Origin of the sequence: Bacillus sp. FJAT-47783 (genome assembly GCF_022808615.1) — a bacterium.
Taxonomy (GTDB): Bacteria; Bacillota; Bacilli; order Bacillales; family Aeribacillaceae; genus Bacillus_BZ.
In genome coordinates this window covers 58,208-79,935 of the sequence record NZ_JAKZKS010000010.1, presented here as the reverse complement: position 1 = coordinate 79,935, position 21,728 = coordinate 58,208, and the positions used below count along the sequence as shown (strand labels likewise).

At 36.5% G+C, this 21,728-nt stretch carries 21 protein-coding genes; 11 read left to right on the top strand and 10 right to left on the bottom strand.

Translation table 11 applies throughout. The annotated features are described in order from the left end of the window. Window positions 1-17: 17 nt before the first annotated feature. The 5 genes from MLD65_RS09325 (at window position 18) to MLD65_RS09305 (ending at window position 3,184) form a co-directional block, all read left to right on the top strand. On the top strand, window positions 18-191 hold the full coding sequence (locus MLD65_RS09325; RefSeq protein WP_243291607.1) for a hypothetical protein: 174 nt from the start codon (window positions 18-20) through the stop codon (window positions 189-191). Window positions 192-409: 218 nt separating this feature from the next. Then, window positions 410-604, top strand: a complete 195-nt coding sequence (locus tag MLD65_RS09320; protein ID WP_243291606.1) for a UPF0236 family transposase-like protein — start codon at window positions 410-412, stop codon at window positions 602-604. Window positions 605-687: 83 nt separating this feature from the next. Further along, complete coding sequence (locus tag MLD65_RS09315) at window positions 688-1,389, top strand: hypothetical protein (protein WP_243291605.1); 702 nt, start codon at window positions 688-690, stop codon at window positions 1,387-1,389. A 120-nt stretch (window positions 1,390-1,509) separates the two neighbouring features. Further along, window positions 1,510-2,292: a hypothetical protein gene (locus MLD65_RS09310; RefSeq protein ID WP_243291604.1), complete on the top strand. Its 783-nt coding sequence runs from the start codon at window positions 1,510-1,512 to the stop codon at window positions 2,290-2,292. A gap of 355 nt (window positions 2,293-2,647) precedes the next feature. Beyond that, window positions 2,648-3,184, top strand: coding sequence for a Uma2 family endonuclease (locus MLD65_RS09305; RefSeq protein ID WP_243291603.1), 537 nt, complete (start codon window positions 2,648-2,650; stop codon window positions 3,182-3,184). A gap of 113 nt (window positions 3,185-3,297) precedes the next feature. Here MLD65_RS09305 and MLD65_RS09300 read toward each other — a convergent pair whose 3' ends face one another. Continuing rightward, window positions 3,298-3,978, bottom strand: a complete 681-nt coding sequence (locus tag MLD65_RS09300) for an Ltp family lipoprotein (RefSeq protein ID WP_243291602.1) — start codon at window positions 3,976-3,978, stop codon at window positions 3,298-3,300. A 601-nt stretch (window positions 3,979-4,579) separates the two neighbouring features. On the opposite strand from MLD65_RS09300, the gene MLD65_RS18380 reads away from it, so the two are divergent. After that, a complete protein-coding gene (locus MLD65_RS18380) occupies window positions 4,580-4,981 on the top strand; it encodes a DUF6431 domain-containing protein (protein ID WP_481748510.1) in 402 nt (133 codons plus the stop codon). Beyond that, window positions 4,888-5,265, top strand: coding sequence for an IS200/IS605 family transposase (gene tnpA, locus MLD65_RS18265; protein WP_347709285.1), 378 nt, complete (start codon window positions 4,888-4,890; stop codon window positions 5,263-5,265). Before MLD65_RS18380 ends, tnpA begins: the two co-directional genes overlap by 94 nt. Window positions 5,266-5,591: 326 nt before the next feature. On the opposite strand, the gene MLD65_RS09290 is transcribed toward tnpA, so the two are convergent. The 9 genes from MLD65_RS09290 to MLD65_RS09250 form a co-directional block, all read right to left on the bottom strand. After that, a complete protein-coding gene (locus tag MLD65_RS09290; protein WP_243291600.1) occupies window positions 5,592-6,701 on the bottom strand; it encodes a mandelate racemase/muconate lactonizing enzyme family protein in 1,110 nt (369 codons plus the stop codon). Beyond that, window positions 6,691-7,860: a M20 metallopeptidase family protein gene (locus MLD65_RS09285; RefSeq protein ID WP_243291599.1), complete on the bottom strand. Its 1,170-nt coding sequence runs from the start codon at window positions 7,858-7,860 to the stop codon at window positions 6,691-6,693. Before MLD65_RS09285 ends, MLD65_RS09290 begins: the two co-directional genes overlap by 11 nt. A gap of 17 nt (window positions 7,861-7,877) precedes the next feature. Then, window positions 7,878-9,290, bottom strand: a complete 1,413-nt coding sequence (locus MLD65_RS09280) for a YfcC family protein (RefSeq protein ID WP_243291598.1) — start codon at window positions 9,288-9,290, stop codon at window positions 7,878-7,880. Between the two features lie 163 nt (window positions 9,291-9,453). Next, window positions 9,454-10,797, bottom strand: a complete 1,344-nt coding sequence (locus tag MLD65_RS09275; RefSeq protein ID WP_243291597.1) for a transcriptional regulator — start codon at window positions 10,795-10,797, stop codon at window positions 9,454-9,456. Between the two features lie 130 nt (window positions 10,798-10,927). Then, a complete protein-coding gene (locus tag MLD65_RS09270) occupies window positions 10,928-12,760 on the bottom strand; it encodes a sulfatase family protein (protein WP_279326024.1) in 1,833 nt (610 codons plus the stop codon). A 219-nt stretch (window positions 12,761-12,979) separates the two neighbouring features. Then, window positions 12,980-14,077, bottom strand: coding sequence for a GerAB/ArcD/ProY family transporter (locus MLD65_RS09265; RefSeq protein ID WP_243291596.1), 1,098 nt, complete (start codon window positions 14,075-14,077; stop codon window positions 12,980-12,982). 15 nt (window positions 14,078-14,092) lie between these two features. Next, entirely contained in the window at window positions 14,093-14,326 is a 234-nt protein-coding gene (locus MLD65_RS09260; protein WP_243291595.1) for a hypothetical protein, read from the bottom strand. Between the two features lie 291 nt (window positions 14,327-14,617). Next, the gene (locus MLD65_RS09255; protein ID WP_243291594.1) at window positions 14,618-15,847 is read right to left on the bottom strand and encodes a Ger(x)C family spore germination protein; all 1,230 of its coding nucleotides are present in this window, start codon (window positions 15,845-15,847) and stop codon (window positions 14,618-14,620) included. A gap of 28 nt (window positions 15,848-15,875) precedes the next feature. After that, window positions 15,876-17,468: a spore germination protein gene (locus MLD65_RS09250; protein WP_243291593.1), complete on the bottom strand. Its 1,593-nt coding sequence runs from the start codon at window positions 17,466-17,468 to the stop codon at window positions 15,876-15,878. A gap of 197 nt (window positions 17,469-17,665) precedes the next feature. Between MLD65_RS09250 and MLD65_RS09245 the strand changes: the two genes are divergently transcribed. From MLD65_RS09245 to MLD65_RS09230, 4 genes are all read left to right on the top strand, one after another. Beyond that, the gene (locus MLD65_RS09245; protein ID WP_243291592.1) at window positions 17,666-18,766 is read left to right on the top strand and encodes a GerAB/ArcD/ProY family transporter; all 1,101 of its coding nucleotides are present in this window, start codon (window positions 17,666-17,668) and stop codon (window positions 18,764-18,766) included. 166 nt (window positions 18,767-18,932) lie between these two features. Next, the gene (locus MLD65_RS09240; RefSeq protein ID WP_243291591.1) at window positions 18,933-19,697 is read left to right on the top strand and encodes a DeoR/GlpR family DNA-binding transcription regulator; all 765 of its coding nucleotides are present in this window, start codon (window positions 18,933-18,935) and stop codon (window positions 19,695-19,697) included. A 166-nt stretch (window positions 19,698-19,863) separates the two neighbouring features. Further along, window positions 19,864-20,796 (top strand): carbohydrate ABC transporter permease, encoded by a 933-nt coding sequence (locus tag MLD65_RS09235; protein WP_243291590.1) that lies wholly within the window; start codon window positions 19,864-19,866, stop codon window positions 20,794-20,796. A gap of 43 nt (window positions 20,797-20,839) precedes the next feature. Next, the gene (locus MLD65_RS09230; RefSeq protein WP_243291589.1) at window positions 20,840-21,682 is read left to right on the top strand and encodes a carbohydrate ABC transporter permease; all 843 of its coding nucleotides are present in this window, start codon (window positions 20,840-20,842) and stop codon (window positions 21,680-21,682) included. Window positions 21,683-21,728 lie beyond the last annotated feature (46 nt).

Here is a 21,728-nt window from a genome sequence, read left to right as displayed (position 1 = left end):
TTAAGGGGGAATTGTATATGGCGAGCAATCGTTCATTTAAAAATTATGTGGCGGTTAAGTTTGAAGATGAGCTATTTGCCGCCATAGAGTCCTTTATTGGAGAAAATAAGTATGATATTGATTTTCGGTTATATCGTGTTCAGAATATAGGGGATATTTATTTATCAGATATTGAAGTAAAATTCGTTTAAGTAAATAGTTTACCAGACACGAAAATTGAGTTTGATGTATGAGTAAAATATTTGTGGGATAAATAAATGAACCTCATTCCTAGTGAATGGCTACTAGAAGCCATTCACTAGGAATGAGGCCACCAAGCGATAGCGCGGTAGTATGCAAAATACGTGAAAAAGGGACTCTCTTTTTGTACAGTATTGTTTTGGAAAAACTTGCAAAGGAGAGAGTCCCTATGAGATATTTTACTGAAAAATTCCCAAGTTTAAAAGAGCTAGAACAAGGTTTGTTTTTTCTTTTACAACAAACATTTGAAAAAGTGTTTACAGAGATCTTGGAAGAGATTGATCGAGAAATCGCAGTGAGTCGAGACAAGAAACGATTTCAGATGAAGGACAAGCGTGGAGTCCAACTATATAAGTTGAACTAAAGAAATTCCTGAATGGCATTTGACTCCATCCTTACACAGAGGCGGTCAATGACTTTAATGGGATTTAAATTCTCCATAAAGGCATGGACGTTCTTCCGAATCTCAGCCGTCGTATGATGGAAAATAAGCATGAAGATATTATCAATCTGTTAAAAGAAATAACTAAATCTTTCAATGTAAGATATATTTCTGAGGATAGCAATGAAGACTTTGAAGAGCTAGCTAAACTATATGAGATTTTAGGATTAAGTATAACTATTGAATTTGATAAAATAACAGTTTCTGCTTGCATGGAAAGTGACTTTGCTAGAGTAGGTGAGATGTTTTCTGTTGAGTCCTGGATTAAAATAAATCATAAAGAAGTATATGATTCTTACAAATCTGCAATCGATGCTTATACTCAAGGTCATTCCGGCACTTGTATTGAATCTTGTAGAACGTGTATTGTAAGTCTATTTTCAAAATATAAAGGGACGGAAAGTTTTGCAAAGTGGATGAGAGGTGTTTTTAACACAAGTGGAGACAATGCAACATCAACAATTTCTGATTTAGATAAGGCCCTCAAAGCAGACCTAAGAAAAGCAGACTTAGCAGATTTTTTCAATGAAAATAGAGATGGAAAGCTAACAAAGACAAAGACAATTTATATGATTTACTCCATGATGTCAGATTATGGGACTCATAGAAATGAGAATAATATTGAAATGCCTACTATTGAAGATGCGCTGTTTTGTTTAAGACTAACGGATAGTATTCTGTTTTGGGTTTATTTGAAGAACAAATAGCTGCTTTATCAGGGAAAGTTTGGGTTAGCACCTGTCATAACCCCATTTTGTGAATATTTACCGTAAAACAAAATTTTGATAAAGTATTTAATCTTGTATGGGGATAGGAGACGATAATCTATGTCAACCATTAATGAGAGAGAATCATTTTTTGAAAGTATGTACGCTAATCATCCGGAAAAGTTCAATTCTGATTGGGAAATATATTCAAAACAAGAATGGGTTGCAACAAATCTGAGATGTGATGTTATTTATAAAAGCAAAACGGACGAAACACTTCACTTGGTTGAGATTAAACGCCATGAGGCTGATTACCCAAATATCGCACAGGTGATGGAGTACTTTGCAAAGTTAAAAATGAAAAGTATTAATATACATAAAGTTTATATATTAGCAAAAGGTTTTTCAGAGGAGTTAGAATCGGCTATGGAATACTGCAATATTACTCCTATGAAAATTAATTTTGAGACCATTGAGGAAATCAGAAGTTTTACGAATGATGAGATCGAAGGAATTTACAGTGAACCTTTAACCGTGATAAATAATGTTATTGGTGAGCTGCCTCAGTTTCCAAAAGAAATAGAGAATATTGATTATATGTTTAAGCAGTATAAAGATACACTAACGAGTACTCCACAGTCGCACTATTTTGAAATATGGGAGTTTAAAGTACCAAATCCGGGTAGGCAGTATTACCTGTTATCCATTAAGTATAATGGAGATTTGTATCACTTTAAAAGTAAGTTTGATTATATGGCCGGGACTAAAAAAAGTCTAATGGATTCTACAAGGAATTTTGCTTGGGATTTTTTCAAACTACATTGCTTGGATAAGTCCTACAAAAACGTCATCATTAGGTCGTACAATCCAACTAGAGGAGGAAAAAAATTAGAGGATACTTAACTGAAAATTGACGAATTTTTAATGGGAAATGTGAACCCTGAGTTGCATTAAAGTAGTGGAATTAATTCATAGATGAACGGGTCGCACATGGTTAAGACGGTTTTGTTTTCCGTGAAGATTGATATGTTCCCGTCTACCGATAGCCCCAAAAAAGCAGTAGATATGTTTCCGAGAACGGACACATTAAAATGACATTCATTCTGTCCTCTCGAGCCATGTGGAGTGTGTGGCATTATTAACCTTGATATAAGAGTATTTGTGTTCCAGAGCGCTTGAATGTGTTAGGGTACAATTGTTCACTCTCGCACGCTCTCGAAATGTTATAAAAAGGAAAAAACTAATAGGGGGAGTGGAAATGACCTTAAGTCACGATTCCTTTGTACCTTTAGAAATGTTTTACGAGATGAGGGAAAAGAGTGAGCAATTGTTAGAATATATTGATGGTGTAATATACATGTCACCTTCTCCATCTACAAAACATCAAAGAATATCGAGCCGTCTTCAATTAAGAATAGGGAACTTTCTTGAAGAGGAATCATGTGAAGTGTTTGTAGCCCCTTATGATATTGAATTAAAAAGTGAAGGAATAGAAGGAAATAAGATTGTGATTCCTGATATTAGTGTTATTTGTGAAAAAGGTGGTTTTACTGAAACAAAATACATCGGTGTTCCGACCCTGATAGTGGAAATCCTTAATCCGTCCAATCAATCGCATGATTTGATTACAAAACTAAATCTTTATATGAAGTATGGAGTAAAGGAATATTGGATTGTTAACAATCGTAACGGGTTCGGTCTCCTATCTCAAAATGTGAATTTACAAAAAAAATATAAAGTAAAATGCATATCAAATTACATCGCATATTCCGATGCTTTTTGTTCAAAAAATTAAATAGCCTAGTCTGTAAGGATTGGGACAACGCTAAGCACATTTCCAAGACGATTCCACCAACGGTAAAAAAACGCCCTCAACCAAAGAATGGGCTGGGGGCGTTTCTTGCCGTTTTATTTATTTAAATTCTTAATAGCATAATCGGCTTCTTCTTGTGTGAATTTTTCACCATGTTCAGAAGTCAGTTGGTCTCTTATCGCTTCTGGCGACATACTCATTGTTTCCTGATAACTTTTTGCCTTTTCCAAGGCGTTTTTATTAAAGTCTGCTTTCATATTATCAATTGCGTATTTTGCTTCGTCTTCAGAAAACTTTTCACCGTGTTCTGAAATAAGTTGTTCATAAATTCCTTGTTTTGACATATACATAGTTTCAGAGTAAGATTCAGCCTTCATCAAAGCGTTTGCTTTCCAATCAAACTCAAGATTATCCATTGCATACTTAGCAGATTCCACAGAAAACTTTTCACCATATTCTGAAACTAATTGATCAAAAATAGCACTTTTGGACATGTTCATAGTTTTTGCATATGATTCAGCTTTATTCAAAGCAGACTTATATTCTGCAGGAATATCATCCTCTGCCTTCGTATCTTCATTTTTTTGTTCCTCTTTTTTCTCCTCTGGTTTATCCTTAGTTACCGACTCAGTGACATCCAATTTACTTTCTTCTTTGTTTGCGTCCTCTTTTTCATCATCGTTGCCGTTGACAGCAGCACCAATAATAAGAATCGCAATTATCCATACCCACCATTTTTTATAGAACGGTTTTTTCTTTTTTTGTTGTTTCTCCACTTCCTGTACCACCTTTATATCATTTTGTATAAAATTATATGGTCAATCACCGTAACTTGGAGGAGTGAAATAAAATCCATAACTTGTTGTCCATTACAAACATCTATTTTACATTCATAATTGCAAAAAAATGGGGAAATAGAGATAAGTACATATTTCATAGAAATTATCAACCCCGACTTTTGGTGATGAGCCAATTATATCATATATCTAGTAAAATAGTATCATTATTTAAATAGCCTTAAATAAAAATTCCGCCCATTGGATTCGTTTTACAGTTGTCGACTGTTACATTTTCGTTCGCTTTAATGGACTCTATATAGTAGCGATTTCTACTTCCTTCATTAATAACATTTCATTCTGTTTTTTCTTCAAATAGAGTTCCACAATTATCAGTATTGAAATAGATATATAGTGTAAATCATCACTTTATTCCCTCTAAAAACCTTTGAAAATTTTCATATTCCTCCAGAACTTACATGACACGCCTCTGAGATTATATGCTACATTTTTTGCATATTATTTGGGGGAGTGTTGAACGTGATCATTTCCTATGATTTAGGCATCGGTTTAAAAGAATACGCAAAAAGAGAAAAGATGAATGCCTTTCCTGTGCTTGATACTTGTCCAAAAATGTCAGTGTCACGGACCAGGCAACCTTCATCGGAATGGGTATTACTTTCGAAATGGCATTTCAGAAGAGATGGAAGTGAGAATTCCTATCTGTCGTTTGAGGTGCTTAAACTGTGGAATCAACATTTCTATTCTACCAGATTTTCTCATCCCCTACTTTCAACATACCATTCAAACTATTTTAGATCGTATTCATCAATTTCTTGTAGATAAAAGAGTTAACAGAAGTCGCCATCTATTACGCTTCCACCTCCAGCGATTTCTCCCAAAACTCAATTGGCTCCATACGTACTTCGTTGGCTTAGGAAAGGTGGGTGGACGTATACAGGATCCATTCCAAGAAGCGATCAGGTACATTTCTTTGATTTAGGATGTGGGCGAATCTCCTTTTCTACGAACGAGTTGGGGACATTACTCTTGTCATGTCCCCCAAGTCTTGCCCTGAGTAAAATCATGCAGTACTTAAAAGGAAGGTCATCAAGGTTATTGCAAGATGAATTTCCAGAACTGAAGAAGAAATATTGGGGTTATCACTTATGGGCAAGGGGATATTTTTGTGCAACAGTGGGAACCGTGGCAGAGGAAATCATTCGAAATTACATCGCCAATCAATTTCGTGATGAAAAGAACGACATCTTCAGAATTGAGGAATGAGTTTAGTCAAGTTTAGTGTGCTTAAGTATAGATGCTTTAAGGTGACTTCTCAGTCTTAGATAACGACTTTAGTCGTCGACATTTATGTCTAAATCCACCTGCTTTAGCAGGTGGTCGTTTAAGAGTTTAATTTATGAAGAAAATCTAGTTAGACAACCAAAATATCTTGAGAGAACGTGGGTAGCCATAGGCATCAAAGGGTATCGAGTCGACTTCGATTTCGATGCTTGTCCCTTAGCGCTATTTAGGGACAAGTACTATTACTTTTGTTCAGATGGTACTCACATGTAGTTAATACTAGTAACATGTTGGGGGACTAGCACGGCTTAAACAATTTTCGCTGACATTTTTGTTAGCTCTTGCAACATTGCTTCGTTTATTACGATACCTAATCCTGGGGTGTCAGGTATCGTAATGTGAGGCGGTTCATACGTTAAGTTGCCGATATCTTTGCTAAACATTAATGGACCAGTAAGCTCATTGCTTAGAATATTTTTCTTAGCTGTAGCTAGGTGTAGCCCGGCTGATGAGGCAACAGACGATTCGACCATCGAACCAATTTGACATGTCAAGCCTGCCATTTCTGCTTGATGGACTAATTTTGTTGCTGGAAAAAGCCCTCCACATTTCATTAGCTTAATATTAATTTTATCTGCTGCTCGCTTTGAAATAACTTCTCGCATTTCCTTATTTCCATGTAATCCTTCATCAATCATGACGGGGATTAATGTTTTTTCTTTTACTTCGAGCAATGCGTCCATATCGTCGGCTAATACAGGCTGCTCGATCCAATCAATATCGCAATCTTTTACTCTTTGTAAAACATAGAGCGCATCTGAACTATACATCCATCCTTGGTTTGCATCAACTCGTATTGGAATGCCAGACCCTACAGCTTCACGCACTGCACGAATACGTTCCACATCCTTTTGTTTATCTGTACCGACCTTTAGCTTTAACTCTTTGTAACCATTCGCTATTGCCTCTTTAGCAATGGACGCCATTTCATTTGATTCTAAAATACTAATTACTTTAGCAATCTTTAATGAATCACGATATTTACCACCAAGAAGATTATAGACAGGTTGGTTAGCCGCTTTCCCCATTAAATCATAGCAAGCAATATCAATAGCTGCTTTCGCAGTTGGAGCTCCATATATTTTTTTATTCATTTTTTCATGAATTTTCTCGATATTAAAAGGGTTTTCACCAATAAGTTCGGGTGCAAGGATATTTTTAATCATTTCATAGGTGCTCTTCCATTCTTCCCCAGTTACATGCTCATCAGGAGTGCCTTCTCCATACCCTATTAAACCGTCATCCGTTTCTATCTTTACAATAATCGAGGGCATGTCATTGTATGTGTGATAACTGACAATAAATGGTGTGATAAAAGGGAGTCTTATTCCAAACAATTCGATTGACTTAATTTTCATCTTCTCTGCACTCCTTCAGATAACGTAAAACAGAAGTCGATATGAGTTCGACACCTCTGATTAACATTTGCTCATCGAAATCAAATTTAGGATGGTGATGACCGTGTATATACGTAGAATTACCAACACCGATAAACGTATAAACAGCTGGGATTTCTTTTGAGTAATAGGAAAAATCTTCACTTCCTAAAACGGGATCAATGGTCATTACGCTTGTTTTGCCATAAAGTGTTTCTGCTTCAGTTCGAATCATTTGTACGAGCTTTTTATCATTTATAACGGGTGGATCTCCGTGATTATGGTCAAATTCATAAGTTGCTCCAAAGGATTTACATACACCATCAAGAATCATCTCTATGCGACTACGTACTTGTTTTGATATGCTTTCATGAAAATGGCGTACTGTTCCAGACATATATGCCGTGTCAGGAATAACATTATAGGTTGATCCTGCTCGTATTTCTCCAAGACTTAAAACAGCTTGTTCAAGTGGATGTAGCGATCTGCTTACAATTGAATGCATTTGTGTAATGGCATGTGCAGCAATAAGTGTAGGATCAACTGTCTCATTCGGCATCGAACCATGTCCACCCTTGCCGTAAATAGTACAAGAAAAGCGATCTGCACCAGCCATCGTTGAACCTTCCCGAATACCGATCATACCTGTTGAAAGAGGCTGCCAAAGGTGATACCCAAAAATGGCATCAACTCCATCTAGTATATTTTTCGATACTAGCTCTTTTGCTCCACCAGGAACACTTTCTTCAGCATGCTGGAAAATAAATAAAATGGTTCCATGAATTTCTTCTTGAGCTTCAACGAAAGTTTTTGCAATGCCTAACAAAATCGCCATATGACCATCATGACCACATGCATGCATAGCTCCATCATGTTTTGATGCAAATGGAAGGTTTGTTTCTTCTTTAATCGGTAACGCATCCATATCCGCTCGAATCGCAACGGTCTTACCAGGGTGATTCCCTTCTAATACTGCAACCACATCTTTTCCAGTTAAAGAATAGGTACGGAGCCCAAGTTTCGTTAATTGTTTTTCAACATATTTTTTTGTTTCTACTTCTTGGTGGGATAGCTCTGGGTACTGATGGAAATATCTTCGTTGTAGAATAACCCATTCTTCTATCTTTTGTTTCGTCGTCATAGCAACAATCCTCCTTCTCATGAAAAACCAATTAGATGTGCTACAGTAACGAAAATTGCACCTAAAACATAATGAATTAAAATTAATGGTAAAATCCACTTCGCCCATTTAATCCAAGAAATACCCGCTAATGCTAACCCTGCCATAAAATAACCTGATGTCGGAGAAAAAATATTTGAAATACCATCTCCAAATTGAAAAGCTAGAACAGCTGTTTGACGAGAAACACCGACTAAATCTGATAATGGTGTCATAATTGGCATCGTTAGCGCAGCTTGTCCACTTCCTGAAGGAACGATAAAATTTAATATACATTGGACAAGGTACATCCCGACTGCAGCAAACTCAGCTGGTAAACGATCAACCGCTCTAGCTAATGTATATAAAATGGTATCCATGATCTTACCATCTTGAAGTACAACGAGAATGGCATGAGCCACTCCAACAACTAATGCACCAACAACTAAAACTTTGCAACCGTTAATAAAAGATTCCGCAATTTCGTTTAAAGACATTTTCCCAACTAAGCCGATCATAATGCCCATTAATAAGAACAATCCAGCAATTTCTGGAATAAACCATTTTAGCTTTATGACACCGAATGCAAGAAATACAAGTGTTGCTAGTAATACAATAAAAATCGCTTTATGTTGGCTCGTAAGCTCTGTTTTTTCTTTTTTAGTAAACTCATTCAATTTTTGATCTTCCTGATAAACGAGGCTCCTTGTCGGATCTTCTTTTACTTTTTTGGCATACCTCATAACGTACCCAATACTCACTGTTAGAAAAATGATGAACAAAATGATTCTTAGACCCATTCCAGAAAAAATAGGTATTTCAGCTATTCCTTGTGCAACACCAACTGTAAACGGATTCATAAATGCTGCTGTGAAACCTGCAGAAGTCCCTAATAATACAATGGCTGTACCAACGATCGAATCAAAACCTAGCATAATGACTAACGGAACCATAATCGTGATGTAAGGAATGGTTTCCTCTGCAAGTCCAAGCATGGCACCTGATAAGGCAAAAAACGTCATGAAAACAGGGATGAGCATCCGTTCTTTTCCGCTTATTTTTTCTGAAATACTGCTTACCGCTCCTTCGATGGCTCCAGTTGAACGTAAAATGCCGAATGATCCTCCAACAATAAAAATATAAAAAATTATACTTGCTGAAGTAACCATCCCTTTATGAATCGATCGAAAAATAGACCAAAAACCAGCTGGGGAAGACTCCACAGTATGAAATGTACCATCAACAACAACCGTTCTACCTTCATCATTTAGGACCCGTTCATATTCACCTGCGGGAACAATATAAGTGGCAATCGCTGCCAATACGATGACAAAAAACAAAATCACAAAGACATGCGGCACTTGAAACTTCTTTTTTGTTGCTGCTGTTACTTCTAATTTTGAATGGATCAACAATTTCCCTCCCATCGATAACGACATATGTCGCTATCAAGTCGCTAATTAATTACATCATACAATTAAATTGTTTGTTTAGTCAATATTTTCTTAATATTTAAAAAACAATAAGAAAAAAGCAGGCTCTACAAGGGTAGAAGCCTGCAAATATGAAGAGGGTCTATTCTGTTTTTTTATTAAGATTTGGCAGGTTCAATGTATAAATGGCACGCGGTCTACCACTTTGATGTGGCTGTTCTTCCCCAATAGTATGAAGATAACCTTGATCAGCAAACTTTTTTAAAAGCCTTTCAGCTGAACGACGACTCACTTCTAAATAGTCGGCAACATCATTAGAGGTGAAACTTTTTCCTGAACGAGCATCTAAAAATTGCTGGATTTTTAATAGATTGGTTGTACTAATTTTTAATTTCTTTGCTAATTCTCTTACTTGTTCATTTTCAACCTTCAGTTGTACTCGCTTTACCTTATCATTAAACGGGCCTATGACGGTTTGCTCTTCAGTTACAATATAAGCAGCGCTACTCATTTCTGTTTTTTTTGCGTAATCTAAAGCGATTTTCGCATGCTTTTCTGCCTCTACTGTTGTCATACCTAAACCAAATCCGATGCTAATCGTTCTAGCCAATTTTTCTTCCATTTCGATCAATCGTTGCAATGAGAGGAAATGTTCTGTGAGGTGTTCAATACTTCCTCTTGTTCCATATAGCACAAATTGCTCATTTCCGATGTGCTGAACAGAGCAATTTATTTTTTTGGCGAATTGTAATAGAAGTTGGTGCGTTTTCAATATGTGTTCTTGACTCGTAATATCTGAAGCAAGCACTGTTTCAAAGCCATTCATTGAAATAAGACCAACAGCTATTTGAGATCGTTGACTTTGGTGGAGTTCACCTAACACTTTAGCTTCTTTTAAACTGTCAATAATATTTTTCTTAGGATCGATCATTCGCATACAAGGAATATTTTTTTTCTGTAGTTGATCATATACGGCATGGATACTCGTTAAAACGAGATCGATTTTCTTTTCTTTCCATAGTTGAATATGCTTTGATACAATTTCGTCTAGATGAAATTCTTTTGTATAATTTTTTTCTATAATCCAACGATACTCTTGAATATGTAGCATTGAAGGTTGTAACTGTAAAGCTGTTAACACATTATGAACATAAACACGATCAGGTAAGTCGATGGATAAACGTTCAATTTCAATGTCTTGATGGTAGTAAATGGAAAATAAAGCTAATGATACATTCAAATCATTTACCGGTATATAGACTGATGGGATATTTAATTTACGAGAGGATCTTTTTGTCAAATAATATGGTAATGGTCCCGTAAATAAAAAAACATCACATGTTGATGCATCCATTATAAGTTGTTCGATCTCATTTGGGTAATCATATACGAAAGGAACAATATTGATATTGTCAACATCAAATTGACATTCTCGAACTCGGTTAATCATTTCTTCAGATCCGAAAACAGCTATCTTCATTTGCATACATATTCCTCCACTTCAAAAACACTTCGCTAAACCATTCACTCCTTATTAGAATACATTTTCTCATAAAAAATAAAAACCCCGAAGAGAGTTGCTTCACACTTTAACTCGTAGGGGGAATAGGCGCTATTTACTCTATACAACAATTACAAGACGGCATACCAGGTACAACACCGCTTGAAGGTGATAATCTTTTTTGACGACATTGTTCATTAAGAGCAGAGATCAATAGCTCTTTTACAACAATTGATTGAGGAGTTTCAAAAGCTGGGTTCGCTAAATTTTTTTCTTCTAGCGGATCAGTTGTTAAGTTGTATAGCTCAAATTGATCAGGAACGGGACGTTTTTTAGTCGTTGTGACACAAACCGAGCATTCGGTATTTGATTCTGTATGAGTTGAAGAGCCTGAGCTTGTGATTTCGTCCTTACATCCTGGATCGCTCCAGAATTGAGGGTTATCGAAATAACGGGAAAGCTTCCAAATTTCATTTTCTCTATCTTTGCCAGTTGGGAGTGTGGTAATGATTGCTTCAATGTGATTAGGTTGGATAACGGATTTGTAAGGTTCACCAGTTTCGCTAACTTGGTTTAATCCTCTCGTCACATCATCATCGCTCATAAAATAGATAGGTTCATCAGCACGGTAAAAGCTTTCTTCTCCTCGGAAAAGTGGTGTAAGGTTCCGCCCAACTAAAGGATGTACCTCTGTATGGTCAATACGCAGTTTTTCTTGAATGTCCACGACATTGATGTTAGCTAATCCTAGCATGGTTGGAAGTACATCAACGTGGCTTGTTAGCATATTCGTGCTTTGGCGTCCTGAGAAAAGCTTAGGATTGTGGATAATAAAAGGGACATGGATGGATTCTTCATACGTATTGTACCACTTTTGAAATAAGCCACCGTGAGCTCCTAATAATTCTCCATGATCAGATAGGAAAATAACAATTGTATCTTCGTAAAAAATAGAGTTTTTTAGCGCTGTAAAAACTTTTAGCATTTCTTGGTCGGCTTGCTTTTGCAGTGAATAATACAACTGGCGGTAAAAGAGGGTGTCTCGTAAAGGTTGAAAAGCTTTTTGATATGTAATGCGATAGCTTTTTTGTGCAGTTGGTTTCGTATCTAACGTTTCGTTTGCAGTAGGAGCTTCTGGAATAAAAGGAACAGATGGATCAACCTTAAAGTTGAATAAAGGACTAAGCTCTGAATAGGCGCCAAATAGCGCAATATCATGTGGGTTTACAAAAGAAGACATAATGAACCAAGGGTGTGCTTCTGATGTTTGTGCCTCCTTTTCAAGTGCCTGAATTAATTCAACTACCTCAGCAGAATAGACGGTATCTCGGCCGCTTAAGCCAATGGCTGCCGAAGATCCTGAATTTCGTGGAGCTGAACCGTGAGGCTCTGGACCAACCCATCCCGAGAAGCCAAATAAGTTTAAACGGTTTGCATGAAGATACATTTGGACTTTTTTAGGATCTGGAATACCTGTAGATGTATAGCTTGGAAAGGCATCGTTTGTTCCCGGAATAATAATATCTTCATCGGAAGCGTGCCATTTCCCTTTCCAATAAGTACGATATCCTGCAGCGCGAAAATAGTCACCCATTGTCGGAACACTGTTTGGATCAAGCCAAAACATATCAGGATCAAAAGCGCTTTTTGCAGCTCCGCTCGTTTGTGTTACACCGTGAAGGGATGGATATTGCCCTGTATAAAGAGTAGCTCTGCTAGGTGAACATGCTGTACTTCCTGCGTAATGCTTATTAAATTCAAAGCCATTTTCACGTAAAAGTTCTTGGGTTATTAAGTGATCTCTACGCCACTTTTTTAATTCATTATTTTCATAAACGGGTGGAAACCGCTCTTGATCCACCATCAAAATGAGGAAATTTGGTTTCTTCTGTGAACGATTAGAAGGTTTGGTCTTAGAAGGTGCAGTATCTATCTCAATTTTTCCCAATTATTTAATACCTCCCTTAAATAAAAAATTCTCGTACAGCCATTCTTTCAGTAATCATCCTTCTACAATATATGTCAGTGACGATAGGTTATGCAGGTGTTAAGAAGTGCTTGCACCCTGATTTTATTGAATAGACCACGGATGGGAGGGTGGTTTACATACATTTGTCATAAAAATACTACCTGACCCCGCAATAGGAACAATTTTATGTATTAAGGATCATGTATCTAAGTTTTTCTTTTTCCGTATTCTAGCCATAATCAAGAGAACGATCGGGAGAAATAGCCCAAAAGTTGACGTATATACCCACCATGTAGAAAGAACAAATTGATTAAAATAGCTTACATTTGGCACAGAGGCAAGTGATGAAATGATCGTGATAATGGCTAGCGGAATTAAAAGTGCTTTATAATCTTTTAATTTTAATAGTTGGGAAATCCCTAGTGATGTTGCATAAAAACAAATGGTTAACTTAACAAAAAGGGTAAGAATCCAAATGGTCGCCATTATGACTTCAATACGTTCTAAAAACTGACCAATACTAATTTTCTTGCTTAGCAAATAGCTTGGAAAAATATTGCGTTCTGTAATGTCGACACCGAGAACAAGGAGAGATAGTAAGATAACCATAAATAATAAAATAGAGCCAATTCCCATACCAATGATATAAGAATATGTTCCGCTTTTAGGGCTATTTACATAAGGGAAAATCATGAGCAAGATAATCGTTTCAAAATAATAACCAATTAATGGGACAGATCCGCTCAATACACCTTTAACACCACTTTCAAACACGGGTTGGATTTTCATTACATCAATCTGTGGTAAAAGGAAAAAAAATAATAGGATTAATAAAATTAAAACAATCGGAAAAAGGATTTCAGTTGTACGTGCAAATGTTTCCACTCCAAGACGAATGGCATAGATGACAATGCTTAAAAAAATCATTAACTCAAATTGTATCGGTGTTTCGATTAAAATTTGCGAAGACATAAAGTCGCCAACTTGCCATAAAACAACTGTACAATCAATAAAAAAATAAAAAACAAGAATAACTCCGATCCCTTTCCCTATTACTTTACCGAATGCTGACTCCACTATTTCAATAAGCGTTTGATTATTAAATTGGGTACCGATGTAACTATAAATAGATACACAAATAATGCCAATAAACAACGCAAAAAGTGCAGAGATCCATGCATCTTGACGACCGTGAACTGTAACATTTGATGGTAAAAATAAAATCGTATCACCAATGACAAATAGTGATACTAATATCGTAAATTGATGGGAAGAAATCTTGATTTTATCCATCATAATGACACCTACTATCTATTCTAAAAATCCGAAAATAAAATCACTAAAGGGCTTATAGATAAATGTTATGGCATCTAACGGGTTTGGTAGTTCTATTTGTAAGCTTTCTAAAATGCTTAAAACAACGCCAATGAATAAAAGAATGGAAAAGACGTAAAGTTCTTTTGTTTGCTTCTTTTTTAATAGGGAAGGAACTTCAATATATATCACGATAATTGCTACCATTAAAATGCCGAGGATTTGCCACATAGATCTCACCTCCAAATATACGAAATACTTCATTCAGTGGGGAGTTTTTTCATTCCCCATTGAATGTTAGTTCCCTATGGGATAACCTAAAGGCCCTATGACCAACAGGATGTGGGTTACGCGGACGTTGCTACAGGACGTTTCGCTCTTAGTTCGGATCTTTACAGGTAGTTGTCCTCGCCTATCTTCTTTGCTTTAGTACAGAATCTTGATGGGGGTCTTACTGCCCGTTAAGAGTGGGATAAAGTAGCCTCCGCATTGGATTGTGCGTAAAATGGAGGCAATGATTGTTCACTCTTTTTCTTCCTTATCCGTCTTCATTTCTTCAAGGAAAGAATTTCCGACTGTTCCGAGGCGACGAATTTTAAAATTAGACTTTACATGTACAGGTAGTTGAGTAAATGTTTCATCCCAATTCTTCTTTAACTTTTTCCATTCCTTTGGATCGGCGCGATGAATCGCCTCTCCAAAACCGAAAATATCGGATTGAAGCTCCTTCTGTGCTTTATTAATGGCAATGTTCGCTACCTCTTTTACACGTTTGTTGGCGATATGTTCAAGCTCGGTAACCGTTTCAGGTTTTGTTAAATCAATTTGGCAATTCACTTCCGCAATGTTTGATTCTGCCCAAATATCGACCGTAATTTCAGGTTTTCCATTTTTCACTTTCCCTTTTATATCTGCTTTTGTTCTAATTTGCTCTGTAATAATTTCTCCCCCTTTTGGGCACGAAAGAGGACCAACTGTATTTGTTACATTTCCGATAATATAATTGAATCCTTTACTTTCATTTTTATCGAGCCATCCGATGAGTTTATCTTTTTTAAACACTCCTAAATTTTCATACCGTAGTTCAGCTGGTGGCTTTATTTCGTGAACATTTTCCGAACTAGCTCCTATTTCTTCATCTCCAATAACTGTAATGGCAGTTAATACAGGTTCTATCCCTTCACTTACTAAATTGGATATTAACTCATCAAGAAACACCCCTTTAGTTGGTGCCCACGATTTTTCAGACATTTCTAGCGATGCAAACATTTTGTTGGCTGGAATTTTTTCTAATTGTGTTAAAGTGCTCAAAACTTCCTCGGCCCTATCCTCTTTTGCGACAACAATAAAAAAGTCTGTACGGAATTCGTGATCTCTTGAAAAAAAATCAAGTACATCTTTAATGCCTTCTCTTGCAAGCTCCTCTCCAATGACGAGCATACGAATATGAGCAACATATATTTTTCGAGGACTAACGGTTGTCAGCTTCCTCATTCCTTCCATAATGCTTCCTGCTTTTGCTTGGTATGTCGTAACAGGTGTATATTTTGCACCACCGCCACCCCCAGTTTTTGCAGCAATTTCACCTGGATTAACGATTTGAGTGGAGACAAGATACTGGCCATCTTCTGCTTTGTCAATGCCAATCGCAATGGCAATGGCAAGATCATTTAATTCGCGTCGACTCCAGCAACCGGTTAAAGCTGTACAGGTCAAGAGGAAAATAATAAGCATGTAAACGAATCGTTTCAAACCAAATCACCTCGTTTTCGGTGAAAGTCTATTTTTTTGGCGGTTCCGGTTTTGGCGTTTGTTCACGTACTGTGTCTAATTGACTAATGAGCCGTGGACGAGAACGCATTGCCCATAACGGGAATCTTAAAATGGTATCTTTTTGATCAGATAGATTCATCGGAGCTACTGGTGACATGTAAGGAACACCAAAGGATCGTAAACTGCATAAATGTAAAACAATGGCGATTAAACCAACAATAATACCGAAAAGTCCAAAAGATGCAGCAAGCGCCATTAAACCGAACCTCAAAATTCGAATCGGAATACCCATAGAAAAAGACGGTAATATGAAGCCGGAAATGGCGGTAATCGAAACGACGATGACCATTGCAGGAGACACAAGACCTGCCGCAACGGCTGATTCACCGAGAACGAGAGCACCAACAATAGAAATGGCAGGGCCAATCGCTCTTGGCATTCGAATTCCAGCTTCTCGTAAAATTTCAAACGTTGTTTCCATCATTAATGCCTCAATAAATGCAGGGAAGGGAATTCCTTCACGTTGAGCGGCAATACTAATTAATAAAGAAGTTTGTAGCATCTCCTGATGGAACGTTGTAATCGCAATATATAAAGAGGGTGCTAATAAAGATATGAAAAGAGCGATATATCGTAAAAGCCGAATAAGCCCAAAGTCTGTACGATGATAATAATCTTCAGCTGTTTGTAAAAACTGGACAAATAGGGCTGGGACGAGTAAAACGTTTGGACTACCATCAACAATGATGGCGACTCTACCTTCTAAAAGGCCACCAGCAATGGTGTCAGGCCGTTCAGAGTTAAAGATTGTTGGAAATGGTGTAAATGTCTTGTCTTGTATTAGCTCCTCGATATATCCGCTTTCTAAAATGCCATCAATGTTAATTTGATCTAACCGTCTATGAATTTCCTCAACGACTTTGTCATTTGCAACACCCTTAATATACATAATCGCGATATCGGTTTTCGTTCGGGTTCCGATTTGTCTTGACTCAAGCCAAAGGTTTTGATCTCGAATTTTTCTTCTAATAAGCGCAGTGTTTGTCCTTAGTGTTTCAGTAAATCCTTCATGTGGACCTCGAATTACAGTTTGTGTTTGCGGTTCAGCAACATTTCGGCTTTCCCATGATTTTGTATCTGTTACAAATCCTTGATTAAACCCGTCGAATAATATGACCGTATCACCTGAGAGAACAGACGTGTACAGTTTGTCAAAGTCACATAGATCCTCTACGTTTGCCATAGTAAGAATTTGTTCTTTGATTTCGGTTAAATTGTATGGCGTTGTTTTGAGCTGATCATCATTCATTAGTGGTTCCATAATAAAATCATTAATAAATGTTTCATTCGCCAATCCATCTGTAAAAATGACCGCTGCTTTCATCGAACGTGCATGTCCGATTCGGAACGGACGGATGGTTACATCTGTACTATTTCCAATAGCCTTTTTAAATTCTTCCAAGTTTTTTTGTAAAGAAGAATACAACTGAGTCTGTTGATTTCGATCTTTCACCTGTTTTAACAAATCTTTTGAAGAAGGGATAGGTTGATTGTTGTTTATAGAAAAAAGAGGTTTCTTTTTTCCTTTTAGAAATTTCATGGAAAACCCCCTTTTGGAAACATTCATATATTGTAGGTATTTCCTGCCGCACATGGAATTATGCAGAAATATGCAATGTCTATCATTTATATCTTGATGGGATGAATGTATTCCTTTTGCTAATGGAGAAAGTGAATAAGACATGATGGGTTGGAAAAACTTATATAAACTTTGTTTTTTCGGAGGATATGTCGTTTATGGTTTCGAATGAAAATATAAGTACCGCACATTTTTTTACATATGTTTTTATGTTTACGATTGGGAGTACGATTTTAATCATTCCTTCCTTTTTAGCAGAGAGTGCCAAACAAGATGCTTGGTTTGCGGCCATTGTCGGAGTTGGAATAGGTAGTATACTTGTATTCTTATTTAGTAGTATAGGTAAACGGTTTGAAAACAAAAGCTTATACGAAATAAATGAAGAAGTTTTTGGGAAATGGATAGGAAAAATCACTACCTATTATTATAGCTTCTACTTTTTAGTGTTATCTGCTCTGTTAGTTCGAGAAGTGGGGGATTTTTTAACACAGAATGTTATGCGGGAAACACCTATTCAGGCTATCATGATGATCTTTATTCTCGTCATCGTTATGGGGATAAAGTTAGGTTTATCGGTATTATTTAATGCAGCACAATTGTTTTTACCAATTATGTTGCTTCTTCTTTTTATCTTTTTTGCAGGCCTACTTCCACAAATTGATATCAATAACCTCTTTCCAGTACTTGAGGAAGGGATAAAACCAATTTTAAAAGCCGATTACTACTTTATTGGCGTTCCATTTTTAGAGCTGATTATTTTTAATATTGTATACCCGTTTGTAGATGAACAAAAAAACCTCCGTAAGGTTTTTTTGTTTGCTGTATTAGGCGGGGGAGGTGTCCTGATTGTATTAACACTTCTACATATTTTAGTATTAGGGGGACATCTAACAGCTCATTTTGCACATTCAAGCTACTATTTAGCCAAAAAAATAAATGTCGGAAATTTTTTGAATCGCATTGAAGTTGTCATGGCCATTATTTGGTTTATATCTTTGTATTTTAAAGCGGCTCTGTGCTTTTATGCAACAAATGTTGGAATCATGCATCTATTCAATTTGAAAAGTTATGGTTCAATCGTTTTCCCTTTTGGCATGATCTTAACGATATTCAGCTTAGTTATTAGCCCCAATTCTGCTTATTTTCATACATTTGTAGCATACTCTTGGACACCTTATTCATTGTCTATTGGTCTTGTCTTGCCGTTAATTTTATTAGCGGTACATACAGTTAAGAAGAAACGAAATACTGAATTGTAAATATCTGTCCTTACATGATCATACCCCACGCTTTTCTTTTTTCGTTCTGCTTATGTAAACTTTTTTACAAAATATCATTCCATATAATTTTAAAGATATGCTAGTATATATGTGAATATATGTGGATTTTTGTGTTCTTATGATTTTTTTTAAGGGAGTGCAAAGGATGCTCGTTCAACAGAGGTACGACCGGATTTTAGAGATTTTAGAAGAAGTTCATTCTGTTAGAGTCTCTGAATTAGTGGAAGAGTTTGGGGTGTCAGTGGAAACGGTTAGACGCGATTTAGAATATCTAGAATCGATTGGGAAGTTAAAAAGAGTGCATGGAGGTGCGATTCTCGAAATTGATAATTCAAAAGAGGAAACCTTTACGAAAAGGGAAACGTTAAATATTGAAAAAAAGAAAGAAATTGGGGAAATTGCTACTCGTTTTGTAAAAGAAAACATGGTTATTGCGATGGATGTTAGTACGACAAACACAGAGTTTGCAAAAGCGCTAAAGAAGAAGTTTAAAAGTTTAACCATTATTACGAATTCTTTGCCAATTGCTTATGAACTGTCTGAGATGCCTCAATATACCATTATTCTCATAGGTGGAATGTTAAGGAATCAAGAACTTTGTGTCGTTGGGGAAATGGCAGAGAAGTTTTTAGAACCATTTCATATTGATCGCTTATTTTTAAGTATGAGCGGAATATCCCTTTATGCGGGTTTAACGGATTATGGAGTAGGGGAGTGGAATATTAAAAAAAAGATGTTAGCACAAGCTAACTCTTGTTACGTTCTAGCTGATTCAACGAAGTTTGATGCAGTTTCTATGCTGAAGGTTTGTTCCTTTGATCAAATAAATGGAATTATTACCGATTCTGGTCTTTCCGAGAAAATAAAACAAAAATATGAAGAAAAAAACATTATGATTATTAATTCCTAAATCATATGAAGACTGTATGAAGCGTGGCTTTGTACAGTCTTTCTTTTATGTGTGTGATTTTGTGTAAAAAAGTGTGGATATTAACGTTTTGTTAATATTGACCTAATATTCTCTTAACATTTACCACTTATGATAAAAGTAACAAATGGATAAGGGGAAATGATTTATGCAAACTGTTTTAAAAAAAGTCACACGTACATTTAACCTGTTCCCGAATCAATTTTTATTTTCAATACATTCATCGATACAAGGTTGGTTATTTACGATTCCAGCACTCATCCCAATTGTCGTGTTTTGGATATATCCGATGATTGCGTCTTTTTATATTAGTTTGACAGACTGGGATTACATGTCTCCGAGCTATAACTTCGTGTGGTTTGAGAACTACATAGATTTATTTACGGATTCAAGTTTTTATCAAGTTTTATCGAACACGGTATACTTTTCCATCGGTACCGTTTTACCGATTATCTTCGGTGGACTTGGATTGGCGATGCTATTAACGAGTAAACTTCAAGGTCTGTCATTTTATCGAACGATCATCTTCTCACCATGGGTCACACCAACCGTTGCCGTCTCGATTGTTTGGTCGTGGATTTATGAGCCGAACGTTGGACTAGCAAACTGGGTTTTATCATTATTTCATTTACCTGCTTTAGAATGGACAAGCAGTTCCACATGGGCAATGCCGGCTATTATCATTGTGACCATTTGGAAAGGAGTTGGGTATAGCATGATTTTTTATCTTCATGCGCTAAAACGTGTTCCGGAGCAGTTATATGAAGCGGCATCTGTAGATGGGGCATCCAGCTGGACGAAATTTTGGAAAATCACGCTTCCGCTCATTTCACCGACTACATTGTTTTTATTAATTGTTTCAACGATTGAAGCATTACAAGCATATGATCAAATTCAAGTGTTAACACAAGGTGGACCTGCTGGAAGTACTCGTACACTTCTTTATATGTTCTATCAATCGGCTTTCGAAGAATTTAACATGGGTTCAGCGACTGCTGTATCTACCATCATCTTACTTATCACGGCTTTATTAGCTGTTTTGCAATTTATCATATCAAAAAAATGGGTGCACTATTATTAATGTTTCTAATCTTTTGCACAACGATTAAAGAAGGAGTTTACGTATGAGGAAATTAGTTTACTTTTCAACGATTTCAATACGGCATGCTGTTCTTCTCGTCGCAAGCTTCGTGATGTTTTTTCCATTCTTATGGATGGTAACGAATTCGATTAAGACGAATGAAGAAATTTGGTCGTTTCCCCCTATTTGGTGGCCAAAGTCCCCAGAGTGGCATAACTTCATAGATGCTTGGACGATGGCCCCTTTTAGTCAATATATATGGAATAGTGTTTTTACGGCAACATGTATTGTTGGTATTCAGCTCATTAATTCAGCGATGATGGCATATGCATTGACTCAATTCCGCTTTCCTGGAAAAAACATTTTGTTTGCTATCATCTTATCGAGCTACATGCTTCCGGTAGCAGCGACATATGTTCCAAGTTATGTAACACTTGCGAATTTAAATTTACTAGACACCTATACTGGGATCATCATATCGAACAGTGCTAGTGTGTTTGGAATCTTTTTACTTAGGCAGGCGTTCCTTCAAGTTCCGAAAGAAATGGTTGAATCAGCGAGAATGGATGGGGCGAGCCATTGGCAAATATTATGGAAAATTTATTTTCCGCTAACAAAGCCTAGCTTTATTACACTTGGTTTAATCAGTTTCATTCAAATGTACAATAACTATTTGTGGCCATCGCTCATTGTGAAAAGTGAAGAGAAAATGCTCATTACACAAGGGCTTCGTCAATTCTTTATTCAAGAGGGGGCCTATGGAATTAATTGGCCACTCATTATGGCAGCAAGTACTTTTACAATTGTTCCACTACTTTTACTCTTTGCCTTTATGCAGAAGTGGTTTGTTTCAGCCATCAGTAGTGACCAAGGGGTAAAAGGGTAATCTATTCAGATAGATAGATAATCTCATAGATCTGTCTACATATAAA